Here is a 25710-nt window from a genome sequence, read left to right as displayed (position 1 = left end):
CGGAAACCTCTTGTCATGTCAGGTGTCAATCCGGTCTCTATAGGGCAAGCGCACCGGCAGGGGCAAGCCCGCTCACAAAGGCCAGATCAGCGGGATGACAAAGGACACGACAGGCGCCAGCGTGACATTGAGCGGAATGCCGAAACGCAGGAAATCCGTGAACCTATACCCGCCCGGCCCGAAAACCAGCGTATTGGTCTGATAGCCGATGGGGGTGGCGAAACTGGCGCTGGCCGCGATCATCACGGCCACGACCAGCGGGCGCGGGTCGACACCCAAAGCCGTGGCCAGCCCGATGGCGATCGGGGTCATCACCACGGCCACGGCATTGTTCGACACCATCTCGGTCAACGTGCTGGCCAGCGCATAGACCGCCAGCACCACCAGAAACGGTGGCAGCGCCATCATATAGGGTGCGGCCGCCCCCGCGATCATCGCCACCGCCCCCGAGGATGACAGCGCCGATCCGATCCCCAGCATGGCAAAGATCAAGGCCAGCAAGCGGCCCTCGATGAAGGAAAAAGCCTCGTCCGCGTCGATGCAGCCGGTGACCAGCACGATTGTCACGCCGATCATCGCCAGCATCAGGATCGGGGCGATATTCAGCGCGGCCAGCCCGACAATGGCCAGCAGCACGGCAACAGCAATCGGCGCATGCCCCCGCCGATAGGCGCGCTGCGACGGGGCAGAGACATCGCCAAGGTTCATATCCTCGGCCAGACGCGCGATATCGGCGGGCGCGCCTTCGAGCAGCAAAGTATCGCCCACGCGCACCACCATATCGTCGATCTGCTGGCTGATATTGGCATCGCGCCGATGCACCGCCAGCGGATAGACCGCATAGCGCCGCCGCAGCCGCAGCGCCCCAAGACGGCGGTCGGCCATTTTGCAATTGGGGGTGATCAGCACCTCGACCGTGGTGGTTTCCACCGCCGAGACCTGATCGACGCGGCGCAATTCCTTATTGGCCTGTAGCGACAAAAGCTCGGTCATTTCGGTGCGCAGGATCACGCGGTCACCCAGCTGCAAGGTCACATTCGCCAGATCACGCCGCAGCGACAGATCGCCCCGCACCACATCGATCAGGCGCACGCCGTCGCGTTTGAACAATTGCACGCCGGTGACCTCGCGGCCGATCAGGTTGCTGTCGGGGGGGATCACCGCTTCGGAAAAGAACTTTTTCTTGGACCGGTCCGACAGCATGCTGGCCATGCTATGCCGGTCGGGCAATAGCCGCGGCCCCATGAAATACATATAGGTAAAGGTCCAGCCCACCACGACCAGACCGACGGGCATGATTTCAAGGATCCCGAAAGGTTCCATCCCCGAGGCCCGCGCCACCCCGTCCACCAACAGGTTCGTCGAGGTCCCGATCAGCGTCAGCGTGCCGCCCACGATGGCGGCATAGCTGAGCGGGATCAGTAATTTGGAGGCCGCCACCCCCAAGGACCGCGACAGCTGGATAAAGACCGGGATCATCACCACGACCAGCGGCGTGTTGTTCATGATCGCGCTGGCCAGTGCCACGAAAAGCAAACCACCCCCGATGGCGCGCGCGGGGCTGACCTTGGCCTGCCGTTCGGCCAGCCGCGTCATCGCATCCAGCGCGCCGGTGCGCACCAGGGCCCCCACGATGATGAACATCGCCGCAATCGTCCAGGGCGCGGGGTTCGAAAACGCCGCGACCGCGGCCTGATAAGGCAGAACGCCTGCGACCAGCAGGATCGACACGCCGAACATCGCGACGACCTCGGTCGGATAGGTTTCGCGCAAGAACAGCACGAACATGCCCAGAACCACCGCCAGGGTCAGCCAAGCCGCTTGGGTCTGGGACAGCGCGATCAGGTCATTCATGGGCCAAAGCCTTGGCTGTCACGGGCGCTTCGGCAAGACGTGGGCGCACCAATGTCAGCCCCACCAGCATCGCTGCCAGGGCGGCCCAGACCCACAAGCTATAATGTTCGCGCAACAGCAGCATCGCCCAGATCACTCCGAATCCCGTCACAAGATAGCTGATCTGCCCGGCAAAAACCGCCCCGCCGCGCCCGACCAGCCAGATATAGCCGGTATAGACCACGACATGGATGATGGCCCCCAGCAGCATTGTCATATCCGCCAGCATGAAGGGCGCGGTCGGCACGCGCAACTGGTCGGTGGCCAGCGCCAAGGGCAGCGCGATCACCACGCCAACCGCCGAGGCGCCAAACAGCACCTGCACCGGATCAAGCCCCGCCGTGCCCCATCTGGCGACGATATTGCCTTCAAGCGCATAACAAAACGGCGCGATCAGTGCCAAGGGCAGAAAGACGACCATGGCGCGCTCGGGCAGGCTGGCCTCGGGCAGGGCGATCAGGGCGACACCGATCAGCCCCAAAGCCAGCCCCGCCATGCGCCGCCAAGAAAACCGGTCATTGCCCAGTGCCAGCGCCATCGGAAAGGCGATCAGCGGGATGGTCGAGATCACGATGGACATCACCCCTGCGGGCAGATGAAAGGCCGCGCGATAGCTGGCCGCATTGGGGATCAGCGTGCCCAGCGTCGCGATCATCAGCCAGAACGCCAGCCTGCGCGGCGTAACAGGCAAGTGCCCCAGCCGCCGCCAGCGCCATGCCCCAAGCAGCAACATGCCGATCAGCATCTGCCAAAAGATCATCCCAAAGGGTTCATAGCCGCCGGTGACGGTAATCTTGGTCAGCGGTTGGGTCAGCCCCCATCCCGCCCCAAGAGCCACCAGCGCCAGCGTCAGCAGCCCGTGATCGCGGTTCATGCAGGCCCGCTTTGTGCAAGCCTGCCGCCTTGGCGGACCATCACGACGCGGACAGCTTTGCCGCTGCGGTCGTCGGTTTCGACATAGAGGCCTGACAATGTCGCCTCGGATTCCGCAGGGGTGAACCGGTCCTTGGGCATGCCGGTGATAAAGCGGCGCAGGGGTTCGGCCTTGTCCATGCCGATGACCGAATTGTAATCGCCGCACATGCCCGCATCGGTCTGGTAAGCGGTGCCGCCGCCCAGGATCATCGCATCGCCGGTGGGCACATGGGTATGGGTGCCGACCACGATACTGGCGCGCCCGTCGCAGAAATGGCCCAGCGCCATCTTTTCCGATGTCGCCTCGCAATGCACATCGATCAGGCTGGCCTGCACCTGCCCGCCCATCGGATATTGCCGCAGCACCGCATCCAGCGCTGAAAACGGATCGTCAAAGGGCCGTTTCATGAACACCTGACCCAAGGCCTGCGCCACCAGCACCTTGCGCCCATTGGTGGCGTTGAAGACCCGCGCGCCGACGCCGGGGGCGGCTTTGGAAAAGTTCAGCGGCCGGATGATGCGCGGCTCGCTGGCGGCAAAGGTCAGCATGTCCTTTTGATCGAAAGCATGATCGCCCAGCGTGATGACATCGGCCCCGGCATCCAGCAGCAATTTGGCATGGGGCGCGGACAGGCCCATGCCGGATGTCGCATTCTCGCCATTGACCACGACGAAATCGAGCCGCCATTCGGCGCGCAACCGTGGCAGCTGGGTGGTGATCGCGGTCCGGCCTGACCGGCCCATGACATCGCCGAGGAAAAGTATCTTCATGCCCCGTTGGTAAGCGCGGATCGCCGCCGGTGCCAGTGCGAAAATGTCGCTGGCATCCGGCGTTTTTTGGTGCGACCCAAAGGCATGAGTGATTTGCAACCAGCGCGCGCTGCGCCGAACCCTGTCGCGGGTGTTTTGTGGATGGTGCTGACCGGCCTGATGTTCGTGGCCGTCACCGCCATCGTCAAACATGTGGGCGATGATGTGCCTGCCGCGCAGGCTGCGTTTTTGCGCTATGTGCTGGGGCTGGTCTTTTTGCTGCCGATGATCCGCCCGATCCTTGCGGCGCGGCTGACGGCGCGCCAGATGAAGATGTTCGGGATCAGGGGCGTGGTGCATGCTTTGGCGGTGATCTTGTGGTTCTACGCCATGACGCGCATCCCCCTCGCAGAGGTGACGGCGATGAATTACCTCTCGCCGGTCTATGTCTCGATCGGGGCGGCGCTGTTTCTGGGTGAGAAATTGCCACCCCGCCGCCTGATCGCGGTGCTGCTGGCGCTGGTGGGCGCTGTGATCATCCTGCGCCCCGGTGTGAAGGCGGTGGAAAGCGGCCATATCGCGATGCTGGGCACGGCTGTTTTATTCGCGGTGGGTTATCTTTTGGCCAAGCGCCTGTCGGGCGAGGTTTCGGCTGCGGTGGTTGTTGGCATGTTGTCGATCACGGTCACCATCGGGCTGGCCCCTTTCGCCTATGCCGTCTGGGTCACGCCGACGCTTGCGCAGCTGGGCTGGCTGTTTCTGGTCGCCGCTTTTGCCACGGCGGGGCATTACACGATGACGCTGGCCTTTGCCGCAGCGCCGCTGACCGTCACCCAGCCGGTGACGTTTTTGCAATTGGTCTGGGCCGTGGTTCTGGGTGCGGTCATGTTCGGCGAGCCGGTGGATGGTTGGGTTGTCTTGGGCGGGGTGGTGATCATGGGCTCGGTCAGTTTCATCACCTGGCGCGAGGCGGTAGCGCGCAGGCAGGTCACACCCGTGGTCACCCAGACCAAAGTGTAAAGAGCGCCTGCCGGCGCGCCTCCGGCGGGGATATTTTTACTCGGAAGATGCGGGGGCGAGCCGCGTGATGAGCGAGCTTTGCGTGATCTGCCCGATGGCGCGGCCGTTTTCCATGACTTGCAGTGACCCCGTGCCGATCTGTTGCAAGATGGCCTGCACCGGCAGGTCCACGTCGATCAGCGCCCCGTCGCTGGGGCCTGCGATCATCACGTCGCGCGCGGTCAGCACGCCCAGCGGGTTCATATGCGCCACGAAATCCGCGACATAGCCATTGGCGGGGTTGGTATAGATATCGCGCGGCGTGCCGCATTGCACGATCCGGCCGCCTTCCATGATGGCGATGCGATTGCCGATCTTGAAGGCCTCGTCCAGATCATGGCTGACAAAGATGATCGTGCGCCCGCGCTGTTTTTGCAGATCAAGCAATTCGTCTTGCAGCTTGGTGCGGATCAGCGGGTCGAGCGCTGAAAAGGGTTCGTCCATCAGCAGGATCGGCGCATCGGTGGCAAAGGCGCGCGCCAGCCCCACGCGTTGTTGCATGCCGCCCGAAAGCTCGCCCACCAGCGCATTCGCGCGTTCGGAAAGGCCCACCATCGCCAGTTCCTGATCGACGCGGGCCTGTAATTTGCCCTTGTCCAGCCCCGCCAGTTCCAGCCCCAGACCCACATTGTCGCGCACGCTCCGCCATGGCAGCAGGCCGAATTGCTGGAACACCATCGACACCGATTTCTGCCGCAGGCGTCGCAGGTCATGCGCGCTGCAATGGGTGACGTCATAGCTGTGATCGCCGTCATTGACCCGCACCGCGCCGCGCACCACCGGGTTCAGCCCGTTGACCGCGCGCAGCAGCGTTGATTTGCCGGAGCCCGACAGCCCCATCAGCACGAGGATTTCACCCTGGGCGACGCTAAGCGAGCAATCATGCACCCCCAGCACCTGATCGGTGCTTTCCATGATCTCGGCCCGGTGCAGCCCTTGGTCCATCAGGGGCAGGGCGGTTTGGGGCCGCGCGCCAAAGACGATGCTGACATTGTCGAATTCAACGGCATTCATTTCTGTTTCACCCGCAACATCCGGTCCAGCATGATCGCCACCACGACGATGACAAAGCCCGATTCAAACCCCAGCGATGTATTCACCGAATTCAGCGCCCGGATCACCGGCACGCCCAGCCCGCTGGCACCCACAAGGGCGGCGATGACCACCATCGACAGCGACAGCATGATCGTCTGGTTCAGCCCCGCCATGATCTGCGGCAGGGCCGAGGGCAGTTCGACCTTGAACAGGACCTGACGCTTGGTCGCGCCAAAGGCCTGCGCGGCCTCGAGCAAGGCGGTGGGTGTCGAGGCCACGCCGAGATAGGTCAGCCGGATCGGCGCGGGCAGCACGAAGATGACCGTCGCGATCAGGCCGGGCACCATGCCGATGCCGAAAAAGACGATGGCCGGGATCAGATAGACAAAGGTTGGCAGCGTCTGCATCAGGTCCAGCACCGGCACCATCGCGCGGTAAAGGCGCGGGCGGTGGGCGGCGGCAATGCCGATGGGCACGCCGATCCCCATGCAGACGACACAGGCCGACAGGACCAGCGTTAGCGATTGCATGGTTTCGCGCCAATAGCCCTGGTTAAGGATGAAGAAAAAGCCCAGCACGATCAGCAGCGTGGTTTTCCAGCTGCGCTGCAAGACCCATGTCAGGGCGGCGAAAATCGCGACCACAACGAAAGGATGCGGAGTTTCCAGCGCCCAGAGGATGGAATCGATCAGCCCTTCCATCGCCTCGGCGATCCAGTCAAAGACGAAACCAAGGTTCCGGTTCAGCCAGTCAAAGACGGATTTCGCCCAAGGCCCTATCGGGATTTTGTTGTCGGTCAGCCAGTCCACGCGGCCTCCTGCGGCTTGGGGGTGAGGCCCTGATGCGGGCCTCACCTGTCAGATCAAAGGCCGAGTGCGGCGTTCACGGCGTCCATCGCATCGCCGCCGTCACGGGTTGTGACACCGTCCAGCCAGCCCGACAGGATCGCGGGGTTGGCGGTCAGCCATGCAGAGGCGGCGGCCGCAGGATCGGCCCCGTCATTCAGGATCGCGCCCATGATCTCGTTTTCCATGGCCAGCGTGAATTCCAGGTTCTGCAGGAACTGGCCCACATTGGGGCAGCTTTCGACATAGCCCGCACGCGTATTGGTCGCGACCGTCGCACCGCCAAGGTCCGGGCCGAACCAATCATCGCCGCCTTCGAGATATTCCATATCGAAATTGGCGTTCATCGGATGCGGTTCCCAGCCAAGGAATACGATGGGTTCAGACCGGCTGGACGCACGGTCCACCTGCGCCAGCATCCCCTGTTCAGAGCTTTCCAGCACTTCGAACCCCGACAGGCCAAAGGCATCCGCCGCGATCATGTCGATGATCAGGCGGTTGCCATCATTGCCCGGCTCGATCCCGTAAATGCGGTTGCCCAAGGCATCGGCATTGGCGGCGATGTCGTCGAAACTGTCGATCCCCAGATCGGCGGCGGCGCGATTGACGGCCAGCGTGTATTTCGCGCCGGTCAGATTGGTGCGCACGGTGTCAACTGTGCCCGCCTCGCGATAGGGGGCGATATCGGCCTCCATCGTGGGCATCCAATTGCCCAGGAACACGTCAACATCACCTTCGGCCAGCGAGATATAGGTCACGGGCACGGACAGGATCTTGGTTTCGGTCGCGTAACCCAGCGCCTCTAGCACGACGCTTGTGGCGGCGGTGGTGGCGGTGATGTCGGTCCAGCCGACATCGGAAAAGGTCACAAGATCGCATTCGGCAAAGGCGGGCATTGCGGCAAAGATCGCAAGGGCCGACAGGCTTGTTTTCAGCTTCATGGTTTTACTCCCTGTGGTTTTTCTTGATTGACGAGTCAATAAAGAACGAATTAGGTGTCTGGTGCAACCGTAAAGAGGATCACATGCCCAAGCTAGGAATGGAACCGATCCGCCGCGCTGCCCTGATGCAGGCCACGATTGACGAAATCGGCGCTGTGGGCAACCTTGATGTGACGGTCAGCGCCATTGCCAAAAGGGCAGGCATGTCATCGGCGCTGGCGCATCATTATTTCGGCGGCAAGGAACAGATCTTTCTGGCGGCGATGCGCCATGTCCTGCGCGCCTATGGGGCCGAGGTCCGCGCCGCGCTGCGCTGCGCAAAAGCACCGCGCGCAAGGGTCGAGGCGGTGATCCGCGCGGGGTTCAGTTCCACCAATTTCCAGACCGATGTGATCGCGGCCTGGCTGAATTTCTACGTCCTTGCCCAGACATCCGAGGATGCCAACCGCCTGTTGCGGATCTACCAGCGCCGGCTGCACAGCAATCTGGTGCATGATTTGCGCCCCCTGATCGGGGATCGCGCCGAAAACGCCGCCGCCCGTATCGCGGGGCTGATCGACGGGTCCTATCTGCGCCAGGGGCTGGCGCGCGGGCGGGCGGTGCCTGCGGATGCCACCGAACAGGTGCTGGCGCTGCTGGCGATGGAATTGAAAGACATCACGCAATGACAAGGCCCAATATCCTGATCATCATGGTCGACCAGCTGAACGGCACGCTGTTCCCCGATGGGCCCGCGGATTGGCTGCATGCGCCCAACCTCAAATCGCTGGCGGCGCGTTCTACCCGGTTTGCCAATGCCTATACGGCCTCGCCGCTTTGCGCACCGGCGCGGGCGGCCTTCATGTCGGGGCAATTGCCGTCGCGCAATGGGGTCTATGACAATGCGGCCGAATTCGCCTCCAGCATTCCCACCTATGCGCATCACCTGCGGCGCGCGGGCTATCAGACCTGCCTTGCGGGCAAGATGCATTTCGTCGGCCCCGACCAGATGCACGGCTTCGAGGAACGGCTGACCACCGATATCTACCCCGCCGATTTCGGCTGGACACCGGACTATCGCAAACCGGGTGAACGGATCGATTGGTGGTATCACAATATGGGGTCCGTCACCGGCTCTGGCGTGGCCGAGATCACCAACCAGATGGAATATGACGACGAGGTCGCCTATCACGCGACGGCGAAACTCTATGACCTCGCGCGCGGCCATGACGCGCGGCCCTGGTGCCTGACGGTCAGTTTCACCCATCCGCATGATCCCTATGTGGCACGGCGCAAATACTGGGATCTCTACGAAGACTGCGCCCATCTGATGCCGGAGACAGGCCCGATCGCTTACGCCGATCAGGACCCGCATAGCCAGCGCATTCTGGATGCCAATGACCGCGACAATTTCACCATCAGTGATGACGACATCCGCCGGTCGCGCCGCGCCTATTTCGCCAATATCAGCTATCTGGACGACAAGATCGGCGACATCCTGCAAGTGCTGGACGACACGCGCCAAGAGGCCACGATCCTCTTCGTCTCGGACCATGGCGATATGCTGGGGGAACGGGGTCTCTGGTTCAAGATGTGTTTCTATGACGGGTCATCCCGCGTGCCGCTGATGATCGCAAGCCCGGCGATGGCACCCGGCCTGCATAAAGTCCCCGTCAGCACGATCGACGTGACCCCGACGCTCTGCGATCTGGCAGGTGTGGACATGTCCGAGGTCATGCCATGGACCAGCGGCGAAAGCCTTGTGCCCTTGGGCCAGGGCGGCACCCGCGACACCCCCGTCGTCATGGAATATGCCGCCGAAGCGTCACAGGCCCCGCTGGTCAGCCTGCGCTATGGCAAATGGAAATACAATCGCTGCACGCTGGACCCTGACCAGCTGTTCGACATGGACGCAGACCCGCAGGAACTGACCAATCTGGCGGAAAACCCCGCCCATCAAGGCACGCTAACGCAATTGCGCGCCAAGGCCGACGCCCGTTGGGATCTTGCGCGTTTTGACGCCGATGTGCGCCAAAGCCAGGCCTGCCGCTGGGTCGTCTATCAGGCTTTGCGCAACGGCAGCTATTACCCCTGGGATTACCAGCCGCTGCAAAAGGCATCCGAACGCTACATGCGCAACCATATGGACCTCAACATACTCGAAGAAAACCAGCGCTTTCCGCGCGGTGAATGATCCTCTTCCGAGTAAAAATATCCCCGCCGGAGGCATAAAAGTCATGAATATCCAACCTATCGCCAGCCATTACATCGACGGGGCCTATGTCGAGGACACAGCAGGTGACCTGATCGAGGTCATCTATCCCTATACCGGCAAGGTCATCGCCAGGCTGCATGCCGCGACGCCCGCCATCGTGGATCAGGCACTGAATGCCGCCAAACGCGCGCAAAAGGAATGGGCAGGCTGGACCGGCACGCAGCGCGGCCGCGTGCTGCGCCGTGCCGCCGATATCATGCGCGAACGCAACCATGACCTGTCGGTGCTGGAAACCTATGACACCGGCAAACCCTATCAGGAAACATCCGTCGCCGATGCCACATCCGGCGCCGATGCGTTCGAATATTTCGGCGGGCTGGCGGGCAGCATCACGGGCGAACACATCCCATTGGGTGAAAATTTCGTCTATACCCGCCGCGAACCTTTGGGCGTTTGCGTGGGCATCGGCGCATGGAATTATCCGACGCAGATCGCCTGCTGGAAAGGCGCGCCCGCGCTGGCCTGCGGCAATGCTCTGGTCTTCAAACCTTCCGAAACCACCCCGCTTTGCGCGCTGAAAATCGCCGAAATCCTGACCGAGGCGGGCGCGCCGGCAGGTCTTTACAATGTGGTGCAGGGATATGGGGCCGTCGGGGCTGCGCTGGTCACGGATCCGCGGGTGGACAAGGTGTCACTGACCGGATCCGTCGCCACGGGCCGCAAGGTCTATGCCGCCGCCGCCGAAGGCCTGCGCCATGTCACGATGGAACTGGGGGGCAAATCGCCGCTTGTCATTTTCGATGATGCCGATCTGGAGGCCGCGGTCTCTGGCGCGATCCTGGGGAATTTCTATTCGGCGGGGCAGGTCTGCTCCAACGGCACGCGGGTTTTCGTGCAAAAAGGGATCAAGGACGCGTTTCTCGCCCGGCTGACCGACCGTCTGCAAGCCGTGGTCATGGGCGACCCCCAAGACCCCGCGACGCATTACGGCCCCATGGTCAGCGCAGCCCAACGCGATATCGTCGAAGGTTTCATCGCCAAGGGGCAGGCCGAAGGCGCGCGTCTGGTCACCGGCGGCACGCGGCCCGATATGGCGGGCTTTTTCCTGGCCCCCACGGTTTTTGCCGATGTCACAGACGACATGACCATCGCGCGCGAGGAAATCTTTGGCCCCGTCATGTCCGTGCTCGATTTCGACACCGAGGCTGAGGCGCTGCGCCGCGCCAATGACACGCCCTACGGGCTGGCGGCAGGCGTGTTCACCGCTGACCTCGCCCGCGCGCACCGCATGGCAGCAGGGTTTCAGGCCGGCACCTGCTATATCAACACCTATAATGACGCACCGGTCGAGGCCCCTTTCGGCGGTATGAAACTATCCGGCGTGGGGCGCGAAAATTCCAAGGCGGCGATCGACCATTATAGCCAGATCAAAAGCGTCTTCGTCCGCATGGACCGATGCGAGGCACCTTTCTGATGCAGGCTGATTATGTCATCGTCGGTGCGGGCTCTGCCGGTTGCGCCATCGCCTACCGTCTGGCCGAGGCGGGCAAAAACGTGCTGGTCATCGAACATGGCGGGTCGGATCGCGGCCCCTTCATCCAGATGCCTGCGGCCTTGTCCTATCCGATGAATATGAAGATGTATGATTGGGGGCTGAAATCGGACCCCGAGCCACACTTGGGCGGGCGGCAATTGGTGACACCGCGCGGCAAGGTGATCGGCGGGTCATCCTCGATCAACGGGATGATCTATGTGCGCGGCCATGCCCGCGATTTTGACCATTGGGCTGACACTGGCGCGCAGGGTTGGTCCTATGCCGATGTGCTGCCCTATTTCAAACGGATGGAACATTGGCACGATGGCGGCCATGGCGGCGACCCCGATTGGCGCGGCAAGGATGGCCCGTTGCATATCACCCGTGGGCCGCGCAAAAACCCGCTGACCCGCGCCTTTGTCGACGCGGGGCGACAGGCGGGCTATCCCATCACGCCTGATTACAACGGCGAACAACAAGAAGGCTTCGGCCCCTTTGACGCCACGATCTACAAAGGCCACCGCTGGTCCGCCGCCAGCGCCTATCTGCGGCCCGCGCTGACGCGGCCCAATTGCACGCTGACCCGCGCCTTTGCCCGCCGCATCGTGATCGAGAACGGCCGCGCCGTGGGCGTCGAGGTATCGCGCGGCAAAAAGATCGAGGTCATTCGCGCCAATGTCGAGGTGATCATCGCCGCCTCGCCGCTCAATTCGCCCAAATTGCTGATGCTGTCAGGCATTGGCCCTGCCGCGCATCTGGCCGAACATGGCATCCCCGTCGTCGCCGACCGCCCCGGCGTGGGCCAGAACCTGCAAGACCATCTAGAGCTTTATATCCAGCAGGCCGCCACCAAGCCTGTCACGCTGTTCGCCTATTGGAACCTGCGCGGCAAGGCGCGGATCGGGGCGGAATGGCTGCTTTGGAAAACCGGCCTTGGGTCATCCAACCAGTTTGAAAGCGCGGGGTTCATCCGGTCGCGTGCGGGCGTCGATTACCCCGATATCCAGTTCCATTTCCTGCCCATCGCGGTCAGCTACGATGGCAAGGTCGCGCCAGAGGGCCACGGGTTTCAGGCCCATGTCGGGCCGATGCGGTCGGCATCACGCGGGCAAGTTACGCTGCGGTCTGCCAATCCCGACGACAATCCGCGGATCCAGTTCAACTATATGTCCGACCCGCAGGATTGGATCGATTTCCGCCAATGCATCCGCCTGACGCGCGAGATTTTCGCCCAGCCTGCCTTTGACGCCTATCGCGGCCATGAAATCCAGCCCGGTGACGCCGCCCAGACCGACGCGGATCTTGACGCTTTCATCCGCGATCATGCCGAAAGCGCCTATCATCCCTGCGGCACCTGCAAGATGGGGGCGCTTGATGATCCGATGGCCGTGGTCGACCCGCAAACCCGCGTGATCGGCGTGCAGGGGCTGCGCGTGGCGGATAGTTCGATCTTTCCGCGCATCACCAATGGCAACCTCAATGCGCCCTCGATCATGGTCGGCGAAAAGGCGGCGGATCATATCTTGCAGCGCAATCCGCTGCCGCCCGCCAATGACCAGCCTTGGATTCACCCCGATTGGCAGAACAATCAAAGGTGATGTTAACGAATTATTAACCTTCGTTAACAAAATCCATTGCCTTCAACCGCTCCGCGCCGCTAGGTCGGGGCATGTTGAAAGCTTTGATCCTGCTTGGCCTCATTGCGGCCTTTCCCGCCCATGCCGACCCCAGCGGAACGCTGCGGGTGATTGATGCGGATACGGTGGATATCGGCGGCGCGCGGGTGCGGCTTTACGGGCTGGATGCGCCCGAAATGGGGCAGCCTTGCCTGCTGGACGGGCAAAGTATCGATTGCGGGCGCTGGGCGGCTGATCTGGTGCGCGCGCGTTTCGAGGGGCAATATGCCCGCTGCATCACGCGCGATATCGACCGCTATGGCAGACAGGTCGCGACCTGCGATGTGGGCGGTGCGGATATCGGGCAGGTGATCGTGGCCGCAGGCTGGGCCGTGGCCTATCGGCGCTATACGATGCGCTATGATCTTGATGAAAAAGCCGCCGCCGTGGCCGGGCGCGGGCTTTGGGCCAGCGTGATGCAAGACCCCGAAACCTATCGCGCCAGCCGCAGCATCGCCCCCGCAGCCCCTGATCCGGCCTGCAATATCAAGGGCAACATCTCGGGCAATGGGCGGATCTATCACCGCCCCGGCAACCGCGATTACGACCGCACGGTGATCAATGAGGCACAGGGCGAGCGCTGGTTCTGTTCCGAGGCCGAGGCCCGCGCCGCAGGCTGGCGCGCCGCGCGCAATTAGGCGTCGGGGTCTTCGACTTTCTGCTGAAACCGCTCGAAAAACTGATCCGCCATCTTCTTGGCAAAGCCACCGATGATCCGGTTGCCCAGCTGCGCCAGCTTGCCGCCGACCTTGGCGGTGGCGTTATAGGTCAACTCGGTGCCGCCTTCGACGGGGACCAGCACCACATCGGCGCTGCCTTTGGCAAAACCGGCGACACCGCCCTTGCCCTCGCCGACGATCGTATAGCTTTGGCCGGGGATCACGTTTTCCAGCGTGACCTCGCCTTTGAACGTGGCCGAGACCGGGCCGACCTTTTGCTTGACGGTCGCGGCAAAGCCGTCCTGCGGCGATCCCGTCAGCTCTTCGCAGCCCGGAATGCAGGCGCGCAAAGTGTCAGGGTTGTTCAGATGCGCCCAGACCGCATCGATATCCGCTGCGATCACGCGGCTGCCCGATAATTCCATGATGGTCCTCCCCTTTGGACTGATCTTCGGGGGGGATCGCATGATTTGCAATCCCCCTCTTGCGCATCTTCCGAGCCTAAATATCCCCCGCGGAGCGTTTGCGGCTGCGCCGCAAAAAGGGGCGCAGCCCCTCGCGCCGGACGCTGTCCGGCGCTCACCCCGGAGTATTTCTGGAAAAAAGAAGTCGTGGTCAATCCAGCTGATAGGGCAGCAGCCCGCGGGTGTTGGGATCGACGCGCAGATGCCGTTCCAGGGGCGGGACCGAGCGTTGGTGGCAATTGCGCCTCTCGCAGATCCGACAGGAAATCCCGATGGGCGCATAGGCGTCAGGCGCTGCGATATCCATGTGATCGGCATAGACGATGGCATCGGCATGGCGCACTTCGCAGCCCAGCCCGATGGCATAGCGGCGGGTGGGGGCGTGATAGGATCCGCCCGATTTGCTGACATCGCGGGCGAGGCAGAAATAGCGCGCACCATCGGGGGTTTCGGCCAGTTGGCGCAGGAATTGCCCCGGCAGCTCGAATGCCTGATGCACGTTCCACAAAGGGCAGGCGCCGCCGAAGCGCGCGAATTGCAGCGTGGTGGCGGAATGCCGTTTGGTGATCGTGCCGGCCTGATCGACGCGCACAAAGAAAAACGGGATGCCCTTGGCACCCGGCCGTTGCAGCGTGGACAGCCGATGCGCCACCTGTTCCAGCGATGCGCCAAACCGCGCGGCCAGCAATTCCAGATCATGCCGTGTCTCTTGTGCGGCCAGCAGGAAGGCATGATAGGGCATCAGCGCGGCACCGGCGAAATAATTCGCCAGACCGACCTTGGCGATGCTGCGCGCCTCGTCGGATTGGAACCGTGCCAGATCGAGCGTCGCATCCAGCAAGGCGCCCTGCGTCACCAGCGCCAGTTGCAGCAAGAGCTGAAAGCTCTGTGTCGCGGGATGCGCCGCAGCGGAGAGCGTCAGCAGCTTTGTGGCCGGATCGAAGGCGCGCAATGTGTCGCTGGGCGCGTAGCTGACATTGATCCCCGCCTTTCCCAGCAGGCGGGTTGCGGCTTGCGCGATGGTCTCATCGGGCGCGCATAGCCCTGCCATCCGTTCGGCGCTGCGGTCCACGGCATCGATGTAATTGTCACAATAATGAAAGAAATCGCGCACTTCTTCCCAGGGGCTGGGGCGCAGGCGGGCGTCTTCGCGGCCCAAAGCCTCGTCCAGCGATGCCAGTCTTTCATGGGTCTGCCGGTAGCCCCGGTGCAGGTCCAGAAAGGCGCGCGCCAGCGCGGGGGCATTGGCGGCCACCAGCCGCAGATCGGCCAGCGCGGGGGCGGAGCCGGTAAAGACCGGATCGGCCAGCGCCTCGCGCAGGTCACCGACAAGGCGCGCCTCGTCGCCCGATTGCAGCTCGGTCACGTCGAAACCGAATTCCTGCGCCAGCCCCAGCACCACCGCCGTGGAAACGGGGCGGTTGTTGTTTTCCATCTGGTTGAGATAGGGCAGCGACACGCCAAGCTTATCGGCAAAGGCCTTTTGCGTCATCGCCAGCCGACCGCGCAATTCGCGCAGCTTGGCGCCGGCATAGAGTTTCTGGATCGCCATCGCGCACCTTTGCAACTTTGCGGCCCATGATTAGCCGCTGCAAAGCGCGCGTCAAGCGATCCGGTTTTCGCGCCAGACCACAAAGACCACCGACAAAAAGGCCAGCACCGATGTGCCCAGCATCAGCATCTGCAAGGGCAGGGTGCCCGAATCCACCGTCAGGATGCTGCCTGCGAATTGCGACAGGGCCGCCCCGCCGCCGATCATGATCGCCCCGCCCAGCCCGCTGGCCGTGCCTGCCAGATGCGGGCGCACGGAAATCGAGCCTGCCATCACATTGGGCAGGGTCAGCCCGTTGCCCAGCCCCAGAAAGGTGCAAAAGCCGAAAAATACCAGTGGATGGATGATCCCCGCCAGCGTCAGCAGGACCGAGGTGCCCAGCCCCGCAATCGTGACGCCGGTGCCGATCAGCGCCATCTTGTTGATCCCCAGCCGGACTGAAAACCGCCCCGACAGGAAATTGCCCAAAGCATAGCCAACGGCAGGCGCGCCCAAGGCCACGCCGTTCCAGACCGGCGACAGGCCGAAAATCGTGGTGCCGACGAAAGACGCGCCCCCCAGCAGCGCGAAAAACGCCCCCGATCCGAAGGCCGCGCACATGACATAGCCCCAGAAACGGGGGGATTGCAGCAGTTCGGGGTAGGACCGCACCTGCGCGCGAAAGCCCATGCCGCCTTTGGCCAAAGTCTCGCCCAGATCGACATAGACCAGCGCCAGCGTGCCGATCCCCGCCAGCACCAGAAAGACAAAGGTCGCGTGCCAGTCAAAGGCCTGTTCCAGCGCGCCGCCGATCATCGGCCCGACCATCGGCACCAGCGCCATGCCCATCGTCACATAGCCGATCATCGAGGCGGCCTGCGCATCCGGCACGATATCGCGCACGATGGCGCGGCCCAGCACCATGCAGGTGGCGACCGCCGCTTGCAGGATGCGGAAGAACAAGAAGGCCTCGACCGTGGTGGAAAACAGCGCGCCGATTGTCGCCAGAATGAAGATCGTCAGCGAGCCCAGCAGGATCGGCCGCCGCCCGAACCGGTCTGACAGCGGGCCGACAAAGATTTGCAGCACCGCCGTTGCCGCCAGATAGCCCGACAGCGACACCTGCATGACCGCATATTCCGTGTCGAAATAGGCCGTCATCGCCGCCAGCGAGGGCAGAAAAATCGACATGTTCAGCGCCGAAATACCGGTGATCAGGATCAGCGTCAGGATATGGGGCGGGGTCGTCCGGTCCAGAAACCGGATCACTGGCGATGTGGTCATGGTGATGAGTTAGAACCCGCTGGCCGCGATGTCCATGCGCAAGACAGCCCAAAGCTCTGTGCGTGGGTGAACCGAAGGTGCGGTAATTTGCTAATTTGCAGAAATTTCACTTTGCGAACTATGGTATTTGCAAATTTTCTTAATCCCGCTTCATTCGTGCCCCGAACATGCTATGCAGGGCGAAACCTGAAGGGGAGGGGCTGGCATGGACATTCTGCAGGAACTCGAGGATCGGCGCGCCGATGCACGTCTTGGCGGCGGCGAAAAACGGATCGCGGCGCAGCATAGCAAGGGCAAGCTGACCGCGCGCGAACGGATCGATCTGCTGCTGGACGAAGGCTCGTTTGAAGAATTCGACATGTTCGTGGCGCATCGCTGCACCGATTTCGGCATGGACAAGGACCGGCCCGCAGGCGATGGCGTCGTGACGGGCTGGGGCACGATCAATGGGCGCATGGTCTATGTCTTTTCGCAGGATTTCACCGTCATGGGCGGGTCGGTGTCGGAAACCCATGGCAAGAAGATCTGCAAGATCATGGATCTGGCGATGCAAAACGGCGCGCCGGTGATCGGGATCAACGATTCAGGTGGCGCGCGCATTCAAGAAGGTGTCGCCAGCCTTGCCGCCTATGGCGATGTGTTCCAGCGCAATATCACCGCATCGGGTGTCGTGCCGCAGATCAGCCTGATCATGGGGCCTTGTGCGGGGGGCGCTGTCTATAGCCCCGCGATGACGGATTTCATCTTCATGGTGAAGGATTCCAGCTATATGTTCGTCACCGGCCCCGATGTGGCCAAGACCGTGACCAATGAAATCGTCACCGCCGAGGAATTGGGCGGGGCCAGCACCCATACCCGCAAATCATCGGTCGCCGATGGTGCCTTTGAAAATGATGTCGAGGCTTTGGCCGAAACCCGCCGTCTGTTCGATTTCCTGCCGCTGAACAACCGCGACCAGCCGCCTGTGCGCCCGTTCTTTGACGATGTGAACCGGATCGAGGAAAGCCTTGATACTTTGGTCCCCGCCAATCCGAACACGCCTTATGACATGAAGGAACTGATCCTGAAAATCGCGGATGAGGGTGATTTTTACGAGATTCAGGCCGAATTTGCCAAGAATATCCTGACCGGTTTCATCCGGCTGGAAGGGGCGACCGTGGGTGTTGTCGCCAATCAGCCGATGGTGCTGGCGGGCTGTCTGGATATCGACAGCAGCCGCAAGGCCGCGCGTTTCGTGCGGTTCTGCGACGCGTTCGAAATTCCCGTGCTGACGCTGGTTGATGTTCCGGGCTTTCTGCCGGGCACGTCACAGGAATATGGCGGCGTTATCAAACACGGCGCGAAACTGCTTTATGCCTATGGCGAGGCGACGGTGCCAAAGGTCACTGTCATCACCCGCAAAGCCTATGGCGGGGCCTATGTCGTGATGGCGTCCAAGCATTTGCAGGCCGATTTCAACTATGCCTGGCCCACGTCGGAAATCGCCGTGATGGGTGCCAAGGGTGCGACCGAAATCATCCATCGTGGCAAATCCCCCGAGGAAATCGCCGCACGCACCGCTGAATACGAGGCGCGATTTGCCAATCCGTTCGTGGCCGCCGAAAAGGGGTTCATCGACGAGGTGATCATGCCCCATTCCACGCGCAAGCGGATCTGCCGCGCCTTCGCGTCGCTGCGATCCAAGAAAACCCAGATGCCGTGGAAAAAACACGACAATATTCCGCTTTGAACCAAAGGTCAGATTGATGGCACTGCCATATATGGACAAACACCGCGGCTTTCCGGGCCGCTTGCCGGGCACGGATTTCCAATTCGTGATTCGCCGCGCCAATAAGGACGGCGCGACACCGCTGACCGAACGCATCCGCTATCCCGACCGCCGCCCCGCCGACAAACGCGCGGATGCCGGTTTCATGCAGGCGCTGTGGGAGGCTTTTGGCGAAGAGCCATTCGTGCGCGGCAATCTGGATGCGGGCCGGTTGAGCTGGCTTTTCGGCCGCGAGGTGATCCCCGCCGAAGACCCGTTCGACCCTGCCAGCTATGAGGCGATGCTGCGGATCGACGTCAAGCTGGCACGGCAGAGCTTTCCCGACATTCCCGGCCTGAACCCATGATCAGCGCGCTTGCCCATGCCGTCCGCCATGCCACAAGGCAGGAAACCGCCGATTTCGGGGCGCGGATATCTGCGGGCTTTGGCGCGGGGCAAAGCTGCGGCATGATGAGATATGCGGTGGCGCGATTGGGGCCGCGATCTGGCCTGCGCGCAGCTGCATCCTTGAACCACGCCGACCCTTCCCTTGACCGGCCTGCCTATTCCCTTGGCGGGCCGGTTTCCCCTATGGCGGCGGGCGGCGGCAAAAAATCGGCTGATATTGGATATCACACGCTTAAGGGTATTGAGTTATCAGGCACGAACAGCGATTCTGGCGCTGTTTCCACCAAACCCAATAAAGGCAGAACACCATGCAGAAGAAATCCATCATCTTGGCGGCCTTTGCTGCTTTCGCTTTGTCCGCTTGTCTGGAAAGCGACACCGAACGTGCCGTCGCAGGCGCGGGCGCAGGTCTGGTCGCGGCGGAATTGCTGGGCACTGACCGCACCGGTACGGTTCTGGCCGGTGCCGCCGCAGGCGTATTTTGTGACGACGTCGGCGTCTGCCGTCCCGTCCGCCGCTAATTTCGCAGCCCGCAACAGGGCTGTCAGTCACCATTGCCGCCGTCGGGGATATTCTCCGGCGGCGGTTTTGCGTTCTTGGGGAGACCATTGATGTTCAAGAAAATTCTGATCGCCAACCGGGGCGAAATCGCCTGCCGCGTCATCAAGACGGCGCGCAAGATGGGCATCCAGACGGTGGCGATCTATTCCGACGCCGACCGCCATGCGCTGCATGTCAGAATGGCTGATGAGGCGGTGCATATCGGCCCGGCCCCCGCCAACCAATCCTATATCGTCATCGACAAGGTGATGGCCGCGATCAAGGCGACCGGTGCCGAGGCCGTGCATCCCGGTTACGGTTTCCTGTCCGAGAATGCCAAATTCGCCGAGGCGCTGGAGGCCGCAGGCGTTGCCTTCATCGGCCCGCCCAAAGGCGCGATCGAGGCGATGGGCGACAAGATCACCTCGAAGAAACTGGCGCAAGAGGCCAATGTCTCGACCGTGCCGGGCTATATGGGCCTGATCGCGGATGCCGATGAGGCGGTGAAGATTTCCAACCAGATCGGCTATCCGGTGATGATCAAGGCCAGTGCCGGTGGCGGTGGCAAGGGCATGCGCATCGCTTGGGATGATCAAGAGGCCCGCGAAGGGTTTCAATCCTCCAAGAACGAGGCTGCCAACAGTTTCGGCGATGACCGGATTTTCATTGAAAAATTCGTGACCCAGCCGCGCCATATCGAAATTCAGGTGCTGGCCGACCAGCATGGCAATGCGGTCTATCTGCATGAACGCGAATGTTCGATCCAGCGCCGCAATCAGAAAGTCATCGAAGAAGCCCCCAGCCCGTTTCTGGACGAAGCCACCCGCAAGGCGATGGGCGAACAATCCGTCGCTCTGGCGCAGGCCGTGGGCTATACCAGTGCAGGCACGGTGGAATTCATCGTCGATGGCGACCGGAACTTTTACTTTCTGGAAATGAACACGCGTTTGCAGGTGGAACATCCTGTGACCGAGCTGATCACCGGTGTCGATCTGGTCGAACAGATGATCCGCGTCGCGGCGGGGGAAAAGTTACCCTTTGTGCAAAGTGATCTGAAAATCAACGGCTGGGCCATGGAAAGCCGGCTTTACGCCGAAGACCCCTATCGCGGGTTCCTGCCATCCATCGGCCGTTTGACGCGCTATCGCCCGCCCGTGGAAGAGGCGACACCCACACGGGCCGTGCGCAATGATACCGGCGTGTTCGAGGGCGGCGAGATCAGCATGTTCTATGACCCGATGATTGCCAAGCTCTGCACCTGGGGGCCGGACCGTGCCTCGGCCATCGCGGAAATGCGGCTGGCGCTGGATGCGTTCGAGGTCGAAGGGATCGGCCATAACCTGCCGTTCCTTGCAGCGGTCTATGACCACGAGAAATTCACATCCGGCACGATGACCACCGCCTTCATCGCCGAGGAATTCCCCGACGGGTTCAACGGCACGACCCTGCCGGATGACACTTGCCTGCAAATCGCGGCCTCTGCCGCCGCCATGCACCGCGTGTCCGAAATCCGGCGCGCGCGGATCAGCGGGCGGATGGGCAACCATGAAAGGCATGTTGGCGAAGATTGGGTCGTCTCGATCCAGGGCGCGCATCACCGCGTCCATATCAGCGCCGATAAGAAAGGGGCCGATGTCACCATCGCGGATCGCACCCTGCGCGTGACCAGCCAATGGACACCCGGCCAGCCGCTGGCGCGGCTTGACGTGGATGGCGCGCCTTTGGTGCTGAAGATCGGCAAGATTTCAGGCGGGTTCCGTGTGCGTTATCGCGGGGCTGATCTGAAGGTGCATGTGCGCAGCCCGCGTCAGGCGGAACTGGCGGCCTTGATGCCCGAAAAGCTGCCGCCCGATACATCCAAAGTGCTGCTCTGCCCGATGCCCGGCCTGATCGTGAAGGTCGATGTGGCCGTGGGTGACGAGGTGCAGGAAGGTCAGGCGCTTTGCACGGTCGAGGCGATGAAGATGGAAAACATCCTGCGCGCCGAACGCAAAGGCGTGGTCGCCAAGATCAACGCCAACGCCGGGGACAGCCTGGCCGTTGATGATGTGATCATGGAATTCGAATGACCGGTCAGCGCAGATTTTCGCCGCGCCGGTCCTCGATTTCCTGCTGGCGCAGCGGGGTGCGGTCGATCGACCGTGTCAATTCCCGCACGCTCCATAATTCGGGCTTGCGTTGCAGGACGCGGCCATCCTTATCCACCACGGTCAGCGCATATCCGCGCGGGCGCAGCGCGATGCGCACCGATGTGCGCGCCGCCGGATCGGTGTCGGTGATCAAGATCACGTCGCGTTCGATCAGCCGGTCGATATCTGCCAAAAGCAAATCCATCTGCTGGCGGAACCTTGGATCATTGGGCGTGTCGGCAAAAATCACCACCGCGCGGGCCAGCCATTGCAATTCGGCCAGGCTGACCTCGGAGGCATCGAAAACCTGCGTTGGATCGGTTTCCCAGCGCTCGATGATCGATTGGTCAACCACAGCCTCATCCGCTGACAGGCTGGTGGTGGCAATAAGCGCGACAAGCGCGATACAGAACATTCTTTTCATAGCTACCAATATAGTCCGACCACGCCACAAAGCTAAGTCCCAAAGGCGCAAGGACAACACCTTTTTTGCGACCGGATGTGACACAGCCAACAGGAGCCTGCGATGACCGACAAGAAAACATGGGAAAAGCTGGCCAGTGGTGAATTGCGCGGCAAGCCGCTGGATGCGCTGACATGGCACACCCTCGAAGGTATTCCCGTCCAGCCGCTCTATACCGCCGAAGATACCGCAGAGCTGCCGCATCTGGGCGGCATCCCCGGTGCGGCCCCCTATACGCGCGGCGTCAAGGCCACGATGTATGCCGGCCGCCCCTGGACGATCCGGCAATATGCGGGGTTTTCGACAGCCGAGGAATCCAACAATTTCTACCGCAAGGCGCTGGCGGCAGGGCAACAGGGTGTCTCTGTCGCCTTTGATCTGGCCACCCATCGCGGCTATGACAGCGACCATCCCCGCGTCGAAGGGGACGTGGGCAAGGCCGGTGTCGCCATCGATTCCGTCGAGGATATGAAAATCCTGTTTGACGGGATTCCCTTGGATAAAGTGTCCGTATCCATGACCATGAATGGCGCGGTGATCCCGATCCTGGCCAATTTCATCGTCGCGGGTGAAGAACAGGGCCATCCGCGCAATGTGCTGTCGGGCACGATCCAGAACGACATCCTCAAGGAATTCATGGTGCGGAATACTTACGTCTATCCGCCCGAACCCTCGATGCGGATCATCGCGGATATCATCGAATATACCACCGCCGAGATGCCGAAATTCAATTCGATCAGCATCAGCGGCTATCACATGCAAGAGGCCGGCGCGAACCTTGTGCAGGAACTGGCCTATACTTTGGCCGATGGGCGCGAATATGTGCGCGCCGCCATCGCGCGGGGCATGGATGTGGACCAATTCGCAGGGCGGCTAAGTTTCTTTTTCGCCATCGGGATGAATTTCTTCATGGAGGCCGCGAAACTGCGCGCGGCCCGTCTGCTGTGGTCGCGGATCATGGCGGAATTCGATCCCAAGGACCCCAAATCCTCCATGCTGCGCACCCATTGCCAGACCTCGGGCGTGTCCTTGCAGGAACAAGACCCCTATAACAACGTGATCCGCACAGCCTATGAGGCGATGTCGGCGGTGCTGGGCGGCACGCAATCGCTGCATACCAATGCGCTGGACGAGGCGATTGCGCTGCCGACCGAGTTTTCGGCGCGGATCGCGCGCAATACGCAGTTGATCTTGCAGGAAGAGACCGGCGTGACGAAAGTCGTCGATCCGCTGGCAGGGTCGTATTACGTCGAAAGCCTGACCCATGATCTGGCCGAGAAAGCCTGGGAATTGATCCAGGAGGTCGAGGAAATGGGCGGCATGACCAAGGCCGTGGCCTCCGGCATGCCCAAGCTGCGGATCGAGGAAACCGCCGCCAAACGGCAGGCCGCCATCGACCGTGGCACCGAGGTTGTCGTCGGCGTCAACAAATACCGCAAGGATAACGAGGATCCCATCGACATCCTTGATATCGACAACGAGGCCGTGCGCCTGTCGCAGATCGCGCGGATCGACCGCACCAAATCCGCCCGCGATGCCACAGCCTGCGATGCGGCGCTGGCCGAACTGACCCGCCGCGCAGGCGAGGGCGGCAATCTGTTGGAAGCGGCGGTCATTGCCGCGCGCGCACGCGCCACCGTGGGGGAAATCAGCATGGCGATGGAAAAAGTGTTCGGCCGCCACCGTGCGGAGGTCAAGACGCTGGCCGGGGTCTACGGCGCCGCCTATGAGGGCGATGCCGGTTTCGCGGCCATTCAGGCCAGTGTCGAGGCCTTTGCCAATGATGAAGGCCGCCGCCCGCGCATGCTGGTCGTCAAGATGGGGCAGGACGGGCATGACCGTGGTGCCAAGGTGATCGCCACCGCCTTTGCCGATATCGGGTTCGATGTCGATGTCGGCCCCCTGTTCCAGACCCCCGCCGAGGCCGCACAGGATGCCATCGACAACGACGTGCATGTGATCGGGATTTCGTCACAGGCGGCTGGCCACAAGACGCTGGCCCCCAAATTGGTGCAGGCGCTGAAAGATGCGGGGGCGGATGATATCATCGTCATCTGCGGCGGCGTGATCCCGCAGCAGGATTACAAGTTCCTTTATGATAGCGGGGTCAAGGCGATCTTTGGCCCCGGCACCAATATCCCCAAGGCGGCCGAAGATATCCTGCATCTGATCCGGGCGGCGCGCGGCTGATCCGGCCCCTGCGGGGCTGGATGCCTCCGGCGGGGATATTTCGGCTCGGAAGATGAGGACGCACCATGCTGAGGCTTGACCATCTTGCTGTTGTTGCGCCGGATCTGGCCATGGGGACGGCCTGGGTCGAGGCTGCTTTGGGCGTCACCCTGCAGCCCGGCGGCAAACATGCCCGGTACGGCACGCATAACACACTGTTGGGGCTGGGCGATGATCTTTATCTGGAGGTGATTGCCAAGGATCCCGAGGCTTCCCCCTATGACGGGCCGACATGGTTCGGGCTGGATGATTTTACCGGCGCGCCGCGCCTTGGCAACTGGATTTGCCAGACCGATGATCTGGACGGCCTGCTGCGCGATGCGCCCGCTGCCGTGGGGCTGCCCCGCGATCTGTCGCGCGGCGATCTGGCCTGGCGCATCACCGTGCCGGAGGATGGCAGCAAACCTTATGACGGGGCCTATCCGACATTGATCCAATGGGCGGCTGGCACGCATCACCCGGCGCGCCGGCTGGCGGAGAGCGGTTGTCGTCTGCTGGAACTGACCGTCAGTCACCCGCAGGCGGATGATCTGCGCGCGATGCTGCCGCTGGCCGATGACAGGGTCCGGTTTGTCGTGGGGCCAGCCGGATTTGCCGCCGATTTCGACACCAAGCAGGGGCGCCGCAGGCTTTGCTAGGGTAATTTCGCGCGGTCGGTTGCAGCGAGAGGTTGCAACAGCCGCGCAGGTCGGGTTCAAGGTCGGGCATCGTTTTGATCAAAGGACCCACATGTCGATCTGGACCCGCATCGCTGAAGCGCTGGCCGCCCTGGCCAAGGGCGAGGGCTTGCTGGCGGTCTTTGACCGGCTGCGCACGCCGCCGGACCGGTCTGTCGCCTTTACCATCGCGGTGATCGCGCTGGGGGCCAAGATGGCCAAGGCCGATGGTCATGTGTCGCGCAACGAGGTCCGCGCCTTTCGCGATGTCTTTGTCATCACCCCCGAGGAGGAAGACAATGCCGCCCGTGTCTTTGATCTCGCGCGGCAGGATGTGGCGGGCTATGACATCTATGCGCGCCGTATCAAGGCGATGTTTGGCGATCAGGACGGCCCGCTTTGTGACCTGCTGGAAGGGTTGTTCCATATCGCGCTGGCGGATGGCCGCTATCACCAGAGCGAAGATGCCTTTCTGCGCGAGGTCGCGGCGATCTTTGGTTTTGACGATCGCCGGTTCCAGCGGATCCGCGCGCAATTCGTTCCCGATGCCGAACGTGACCCTTTTGCCGTGCTGGGCGTTGATCCCGATGCGCCGATGCCGCAGGTCCGCGCCGCCTGGGCGCAGCTGGTTCGCGACACCCATCCCGACCAGATGATCGCGCGCGGCCTGCCCCCCGAGGCGGTCAAGCTGGCCGAGCGGCGCATGGTTGCGATCAACCGCGCCTGGGAAGAGATCCGCGCCGCGCGCTGATCGCCAA

General features: G+C 62.3%; 23 protein-coding genes. 13 read left to right on the top strand and 10 right to left on the bottom strand.

Annotation, left to right across the window (positions count from 1 at the left end; translation table 11 throughout):
* Window positions 1-72: 72 nt before the first annotated feature.
* From LOKVESSMR4R_RS10665 to LOKVESSMR4R_RS10655, 3 genes are read right to left on the bottom strand one after another with little or no spacing between them, the layout of a single operon-like run.
* Window positions 73-1854, bottom strand: a complete 1782-nt coding sequence (locus LOKVESSMR4R_RS10665; RefSeq protein WP_087208246.1) for an SLC13 family permease — start codon at window positions 1852-1854, stop codon at window positions 73-75.
* The gene (locus tag LOKVESSMR4R_RS10660) at window positions 1847-2767 is read right to left on the bottom strand and encodes a DMT family transporter (protein WP_087208244.1); all 921 of its coding nucleotides are present in this window, start codon (window positions 2765-2767) and stop codon (window positions 1847-1849) included. Before LOKVESSMR4R_RS10660 ends, LOKVESSMR4R_RS10665 begins: the two co-directional genes overlap by 8 nt.
* Entirely contained in the window at window positions 2764-3579 is an 816-nt protein-coding gene (locus tag LOKVESSMR4R_RS10655) for a TIGR00282 family metallophosphoesterase (protein WP_087213044.1), read from the bottom strand. Before LOKVESSMR4R_RS10655 ends, LOKVESSMR4R_RS10660 begins: the two co-directional genes overlap by 4 nt.
* Window positions 3580-3663: 84 nt before the next feature.
* Here LOKVESSMR4R_RS10655 and LOKVESSMR4R_RS10650 point away from each other — a divergent pair, with 84 nt between their 5' ends.
* Window positions 3664-4578 carry a DMT family transporter gene (locus LOKVESSMR4R_RS10650; RefSeq protein ID WP_087208242.1) on the top strand — a complete coding sequence of 305 codons (915 nt, stop codon included), beginning with the start codon at window positions 3664-3666 and terminating at the stop codon, window positions 4576-4578.
* 36 nt (window positions 4579-4614) lie between these two features.
* Here the strand turns inward: LOKVESSMR4R_RS10650 and choV are convergent, their stop codons facing one another.
* The 3 genes from choV to choX are packed head-to-tail and all read right to left on the bottom strand — an operon-like array spanning window position 4615 to window position 7438.
* Window positions 4615-5631 (bottom strand): choline ABC transporter ATP-binding protein, encoded by a 1017-nt coding sequence (choV, locus tag LOKVESSMR4R_RS10645; protein ID WP_087208239.1) that lies wholly within the window; start codon window positions 5629-5631, stop codon window positions 4615-4617.
* Window positions 5628-6461 carry a choline ABC transporter permease subunit gene (choW, locus tag LOKVESSMR4R_RS10640; protein ID WP_087208237.1) on the bottom strand — a complete coding sequence of 278 codons (834 nt, stop codon included), beginning with the start codon at window positions 6459-6461 and terminating at the stop codon, window positions 5628-5630. Before choW ends, choV begins: the two co-directional genes overlap by 4 nt.
* Before the next feature lie 53 nt (window positions 6462-6514).
* Window positions 6515-7438 (bottom strand): choline ABC transporter substrate-binding protein, encoded by a 924-nt coding sequence (choX, locus tag LOKVESSMR4R_RS10635; protein WP_087208235.1) that lies wholly within the window; start codon window positions 7436-7438, stop codon window positions 6515-6517.
* An 83-nt stretch (window positions 7439-7521) separates the two neighbouring features.
* On the opposite strand from choX, the gene betI reads away from it, so the two are divergent.
* From betI to LOKVESSMR4R_RS10610, 5 genes are all read left to right on the top strand, one after another.
* Window positions 7522-8106: a choline-responsive transcriptional repressor BetI gene (betI, locus tag LOKVESSMR4R_RS10630; RefSeq protein WP_237331764.1), complete on the top strand. Its 585-nt coding sequence runs from the start codon at window positions 7522-7524 to the stop codon at window positions 8104-8106.
* Window positions 8103-9611, top strand: coding sequence for a choline-sulfatase (gene betC / locus LOKVESSMR4R_RS10625; protein ID WP_087208231.1), 1509 nt, complete (start codon window positions 8103-8105; stop codon window positions 9609-9611). The genes betI and betC overlap by 4 nt, the downstream gene beginning before the upstream one ends.
* 43 nt (window positions 9612-9654) lie before the next feature.
* A complete protein-coding gene (gene betB / locus LOKVESSMR4R_RS10620) occupies window positions 9655-11106 on the top strand; it encodes a betaine-aldehyde dehydrogenase (RefSeq protein ID WP_087208229.1) in 1452 nt (483 codons plus the stop codon).
* Entirely contained in the window at window positions 11106-12764 is a 1659-nt protein-coding gene (betA, locus tag LOKVESSMR4R_RS10615) for a choline dehydrogenase (protein WP_087208227.1), read from the top strand. The genes betB and betA overlap by 1 nt, the downstream gene beginning before the upstream one ends.
* A gap of 71 nt (window positions 12765-12835) precedes the next feature.
* Window positions 12836-13480: a thermonuclease family protein gene (locus LOKVESSMR4R_RS10610; protein WP_087208225.1), complete on the top strand. Its 645-nt coding sequence runs from the start codon at window positions 12836-12838 to the stop codon at window positions 13478-13480.
* Here LOKVESSMR4R_RS10610 and LOKVESSMR4R_RS10605 read toward each other — a convergent pair.
* The 3 genes from LOKVESSMR4R_RS10605 to LOKVESSMR4R_RS10595 all read right to left on the bottom strand — a co-directional run bounded on the left by LOKVESSMR4R_RS10605 (window position 13477) and on the right by LOKVESSMR4R_RS10595 (window position 16780).
* Window positions 13477-13926 (bottom strand): CoxG family protein, encoded by a 450-nt coding sequence (locus LOKVESSMR4R_RS10605; RefSeq protein WP_087208223.1) that lies wholly within the window; start codon window positions 13924-13926, stop codon window positions 13477-13479. The two genes, LOKVESSMR4R_RS10610 and LOKVESSMR4R_RS10605, sit on opposite strands and share 4 nt — an antisense overlap.
* Window positions 13927-14116: 190 nt before the next feature.
* Entirely contained in the window at window positions 14117-15517 is a 1401-nt protein-coding gene (locus LOKVESSMR4R_RS10600; RefSeq protein ID WP_087208220.1) for a helix-turn-helix domain-containing protein, read from the bottom strand.
* A gap of 51 nt (window positions 15518-15568) precedes the next feature.
* Window positions 15569-16780 carry a multidrug effflux MFS transporter gene (locus LOKVESSMR4R_RS10595; RefSeq protein WP_087208218.1) on the bottom strand — a complete coding sequence of 404 codons (1212 nt, stop codon included), beginning with the start codon at window positions 16778-16780 and terminating at the stop codon, window positions 15569-15571.
* 205 nt (window positions 16781-16985) lie between these two features.
* Between LOKVESSMR4R_RS10595 and LOKVESSMR4R_RS10590 the strand changes: the two genes are divergently transcribed.
* The 4 genes from LOKVESSMR4R_RS10590 to LOKVESSMR4R_RS10575 all read left to right on the top strand — a co-directional run bounded on the left by LOKVESSMR4R_RS10590 (window position 16986) and on the right by LOKVESSMR4R_RS10575 (window position 21544).
* Complete coding sequence (locus LOKVESSMR4R_RS10590; protein WP_087208215.1) at window positions 16986-18509, top strand: acyl-CoA carboxylase subunit beta; 1524 nt, start codon at window positions 16986-16988, stop codon at window positions 18507-18509.
* Window positions 18510-18540: 31 nt separating this feature from the next.
* A complete protein-coding gene (locus LOKVESSMR4R_RS10585; protein WP_204248777.1) occupies window positions 18541-18894 on the top strand; it encodes a hypothetical protein in 354 nt (117 codons plus the stop codon).
* Between the two features lie 349 nt (window positions 18895-19243).
* Window positions 19244-19456 carry a hypothetical protein gene (locus LOKVESSMR4R_RS10580; protein WP_087208211.1) on the top strand — a complete coding sequence of 71 codons (213 nt, stop codon included), beginning with the start codon at window positions 19244-19246 and terminating at the stop codon, window positions 19454-19456.
* A 90-nt stretch (window positions 19457-19546) separates the two neighbouring features.
* Window positions 19547-21544: an acetyl-CoA carboxylase biotin carboxylase subunit gene (locus LOKVESSMR4R_RS10575; RefSeq protein WP_087208209.1), complete on the top strand. Its 1998-nt coding sequence runs from the start codon at window positions 19547-19549 to the stop codon at window positions 21542-21544.
* A gap of 4 nt (window positions 21545-21548) precedes the next feature.
* Here LOKVESSMR4R_RS10575 and LOKVESSMR4R_RS10570 read toward each other — a convergent pair whose 3' ends face one another.
* Window positions 21549-22028 (bottom strand): DUF4174 domain-containing protein, encoded by a 480-nt coding sequence (locus tag LOKVESSMR4R_RS10570; protein WP_087208207.1) that lies wholly within the window; start codon window positions 22026-22028, stop codon window positions 21549-21551.
* 102 nt (window positions 22029-22130) lie between these two features.
* Between LOKVESSMR4R_RS10570 and scpA the strand changes: the two genes are divergently transcribed.
* The 3 genes from scpA to LOKVESSMR4R_RS10555 all read left to right on the top strand — a co-directional run bounded on the left by scpA (window position 22131) and on the right by LOKVESSMR4R_RS10555 (window position 25703).
* On the top strand, window positions 22131-24257 hold the full coding sequence (gene scpA / locus LOKVESSMR4R_RS10565; protein ID WP_087208205.1) for a methylmalonyl-CoA mutase: 2127 nt from the start codon (window positions 22131-22133) through the stop codon (window positions 24255-24257).
* A gap of 65 nt (window positions 24258-24322) precedes the next feature.
* On the top strand, window positions 24323-24934 hold the full coding sequence (locus LOKVESSMR4R_RS10560) for a VOC family protein (protein ID WP_087208203.1): 612 nt from the start codon (window positions 24323-24325) through the stop codon (window positions 24932-24934).
* A gap of 91 nt (window positions 24935-25025) precedes the next feature.
* Window positions 25026-25703: a molecular chaperone DjiA gene (locus LOKVESSMR4R_RS10555; protein ID WP_087208201.1), complete on the top strand. Its 678-nt coding sequence runs from the start codon at window positions 25026-25028 to the stop codon at window positions 25701-25703.
* Window positions 25704-25710: the final 7 nt, after the last annotated feature.

This window comes from Yoonia vestfoldensis (assembly GCF_002158905.1).
GTDB lineage: Bacteria > Pseudomonadota > Alphaproteobacteria > Rhodobacterales > Rhodobacteraceae > Yoonia > Yoonia vestfoldensis_B.
The sequence above is the reverse complement of the archived record's forward strand: the minus strand, read 5'-3'. Positions and strand labels throughout refer to the sequence as shown.

Bases quoted from the DNA above. Each gene is read 5' to 3' on its own strand.
- LOKVESSMR4R_RS10590 (WP_087208215.1), top strand. From the start codon at position 16,986: ATGGACATTCTGCAGGAACTCGAGGATCGGCGCGCCGATGCACGTCTT.
- LOKVESSMR4R_RS10585 (WP_204248777.1), top strand. From the start codon at position 18,541: ATGGACAAACACCGCGGCTTTCCGGGCCGCTTGCCGGGCACGGATTTC.
- LOKVESSMR4R_RS10555 (WP_087208201.1), top strand. From the start codon at position 25,026: ATGTCGATCTGGACCCGCATCGCTGAAGCGCTGGCCGCCCTGGCCAAG.
- LOKVESSMR4R_RS10560 (WP_087208203.1), top strand. From the start codon at position 24,323: ATGCTGAGGCTTGACCATCTTGCTGTTGTTGCGCCGGATCTGGCCATG.
- betB (WP_087208229.1), top strand. From the start codon at position 9,655: ATGAATATCCAACCTATCGCCAGCCATTACATCGACGGGGCCTATGTC.
- betC (WP_087208231.1), top strand. From the start codon at position 8,103: ATGACAAGGCCCAATATCCTGATCATCATGGTCGACCAGCTGAACGGC.
- LOKVESSMR4R_RS10655 (WP_087213044.1), bottom strand. From the start codon at position 3,579: ATGAAGATACTTTTCCTCGGCGATGTCATGGGCCGGTCAGGCCGGACC.
- betA (WP_087208227.1), top strand. From the start codon at position 11,106: ATGCAGGCTGATTATGTCATCGTCGGTGCGGGCTCTGCCGGTTGCGCC.
- LOKVESSMR4R_RS10595 (WP_087208218.1), bottom strand. From the start codon at position 16,780: ATGACCACATCGCCAGTGATCCGGTTTCTGGACCGGACGACCCCGCCC.
- betI (WP_237331764.1), top strand. From the start codon at position 7,522: ATGCCCAAGCTAGGAATGGAACCGATCCGCCGCGCTGCCCTGATGCAG.
- choV (WP_087208239.1), bottom strand. From the start codon at position 5,631: ATGAATGCCGTTGAATTCGACAATGTCAGCATCGTCTTTGGCGCGCGG.
- scpA (WP_087208205.1), top strand. From the start codon at position 22,131: ATGACCGACAAGAAAACATGGGAAAAGCTGGCCAGTGGTGAATTGCGC.
- LOKVESSMR4R_RS10575 (WP_087208209.1), top strand. From the start codon at position 19,547: ATGTTCAAGAAAATTCTGATCGCCAACCGGGGCGAAATCGCCTGCCGC.
- LOKVESSMR4R_RS10650 (WP_087208242.1), top strand. From the start codon at position 3,664: ATGAGTGATTTGCAACCAGCGCGCGCTGCGCCGAACCCTGTCGCGGGT.
- LOKVESSMR4R_RS10600 (WP_087208220.1), bottom strand. From the start codon at position 15,517: ATGGCGATCCAGAAACTCTATGCCGGCGCCAAGCTGCGCGAATTGCGC.
- LOKVESSMR4R_RS10610 (WP_087208225.1), top strand. From the start codon at position 12,836: ATGTTGAAAGCTTTGATCCTGCTTGGCCTCATTGCGGCCTTTCCCGCC.
- LOKVESSMR4R_RS10605 (WP_087208223.1), bottom strand. From the start codon at position 13,926: ATGGAATTATCGGGCAGCCGCGTGATCGCAGCGGATATCGATGCGGTC.
- choX (WP_087208235.1), bottom strand. From the start codon at position 7,438: ATGAAGCTGAAAACAAGCCTGTCGGCCCTTGCGATCTTTGCCGCAATG.
- LOKVESSMR4R_RS10665 (WP_087208246.1), bottom strand. From the start codon at position 1,854: ATGAATGACCTGATCGCGCTGTCCCAGACCCAAGCGGCTTGGCTGACC.
- LOKVESSMR4R_RS10580 (WP_087208211.1), top strand. From the start codon at position 19,244: ATGCAGAAGAAATCCATCATCTTGGCGGCCTTTGCTGCTTTCGCTTTG.
- LOKVESSMR4R_RS10570 (WP_087208207.1), bottom strand. From the start codon at position 22,028: ATGAAAAGAATGTTCTGTATCGCGCTTGTCGCGCTTATTGCCACCACC.
- LOKVESSMR4R_RS10660 (WP_087208244.1), bottom strand. From the start codon at position 2,767: ATGAACCGCGATCACGGGCTGCTGACGCTGGCGCTGGTGGCTCTTGGG.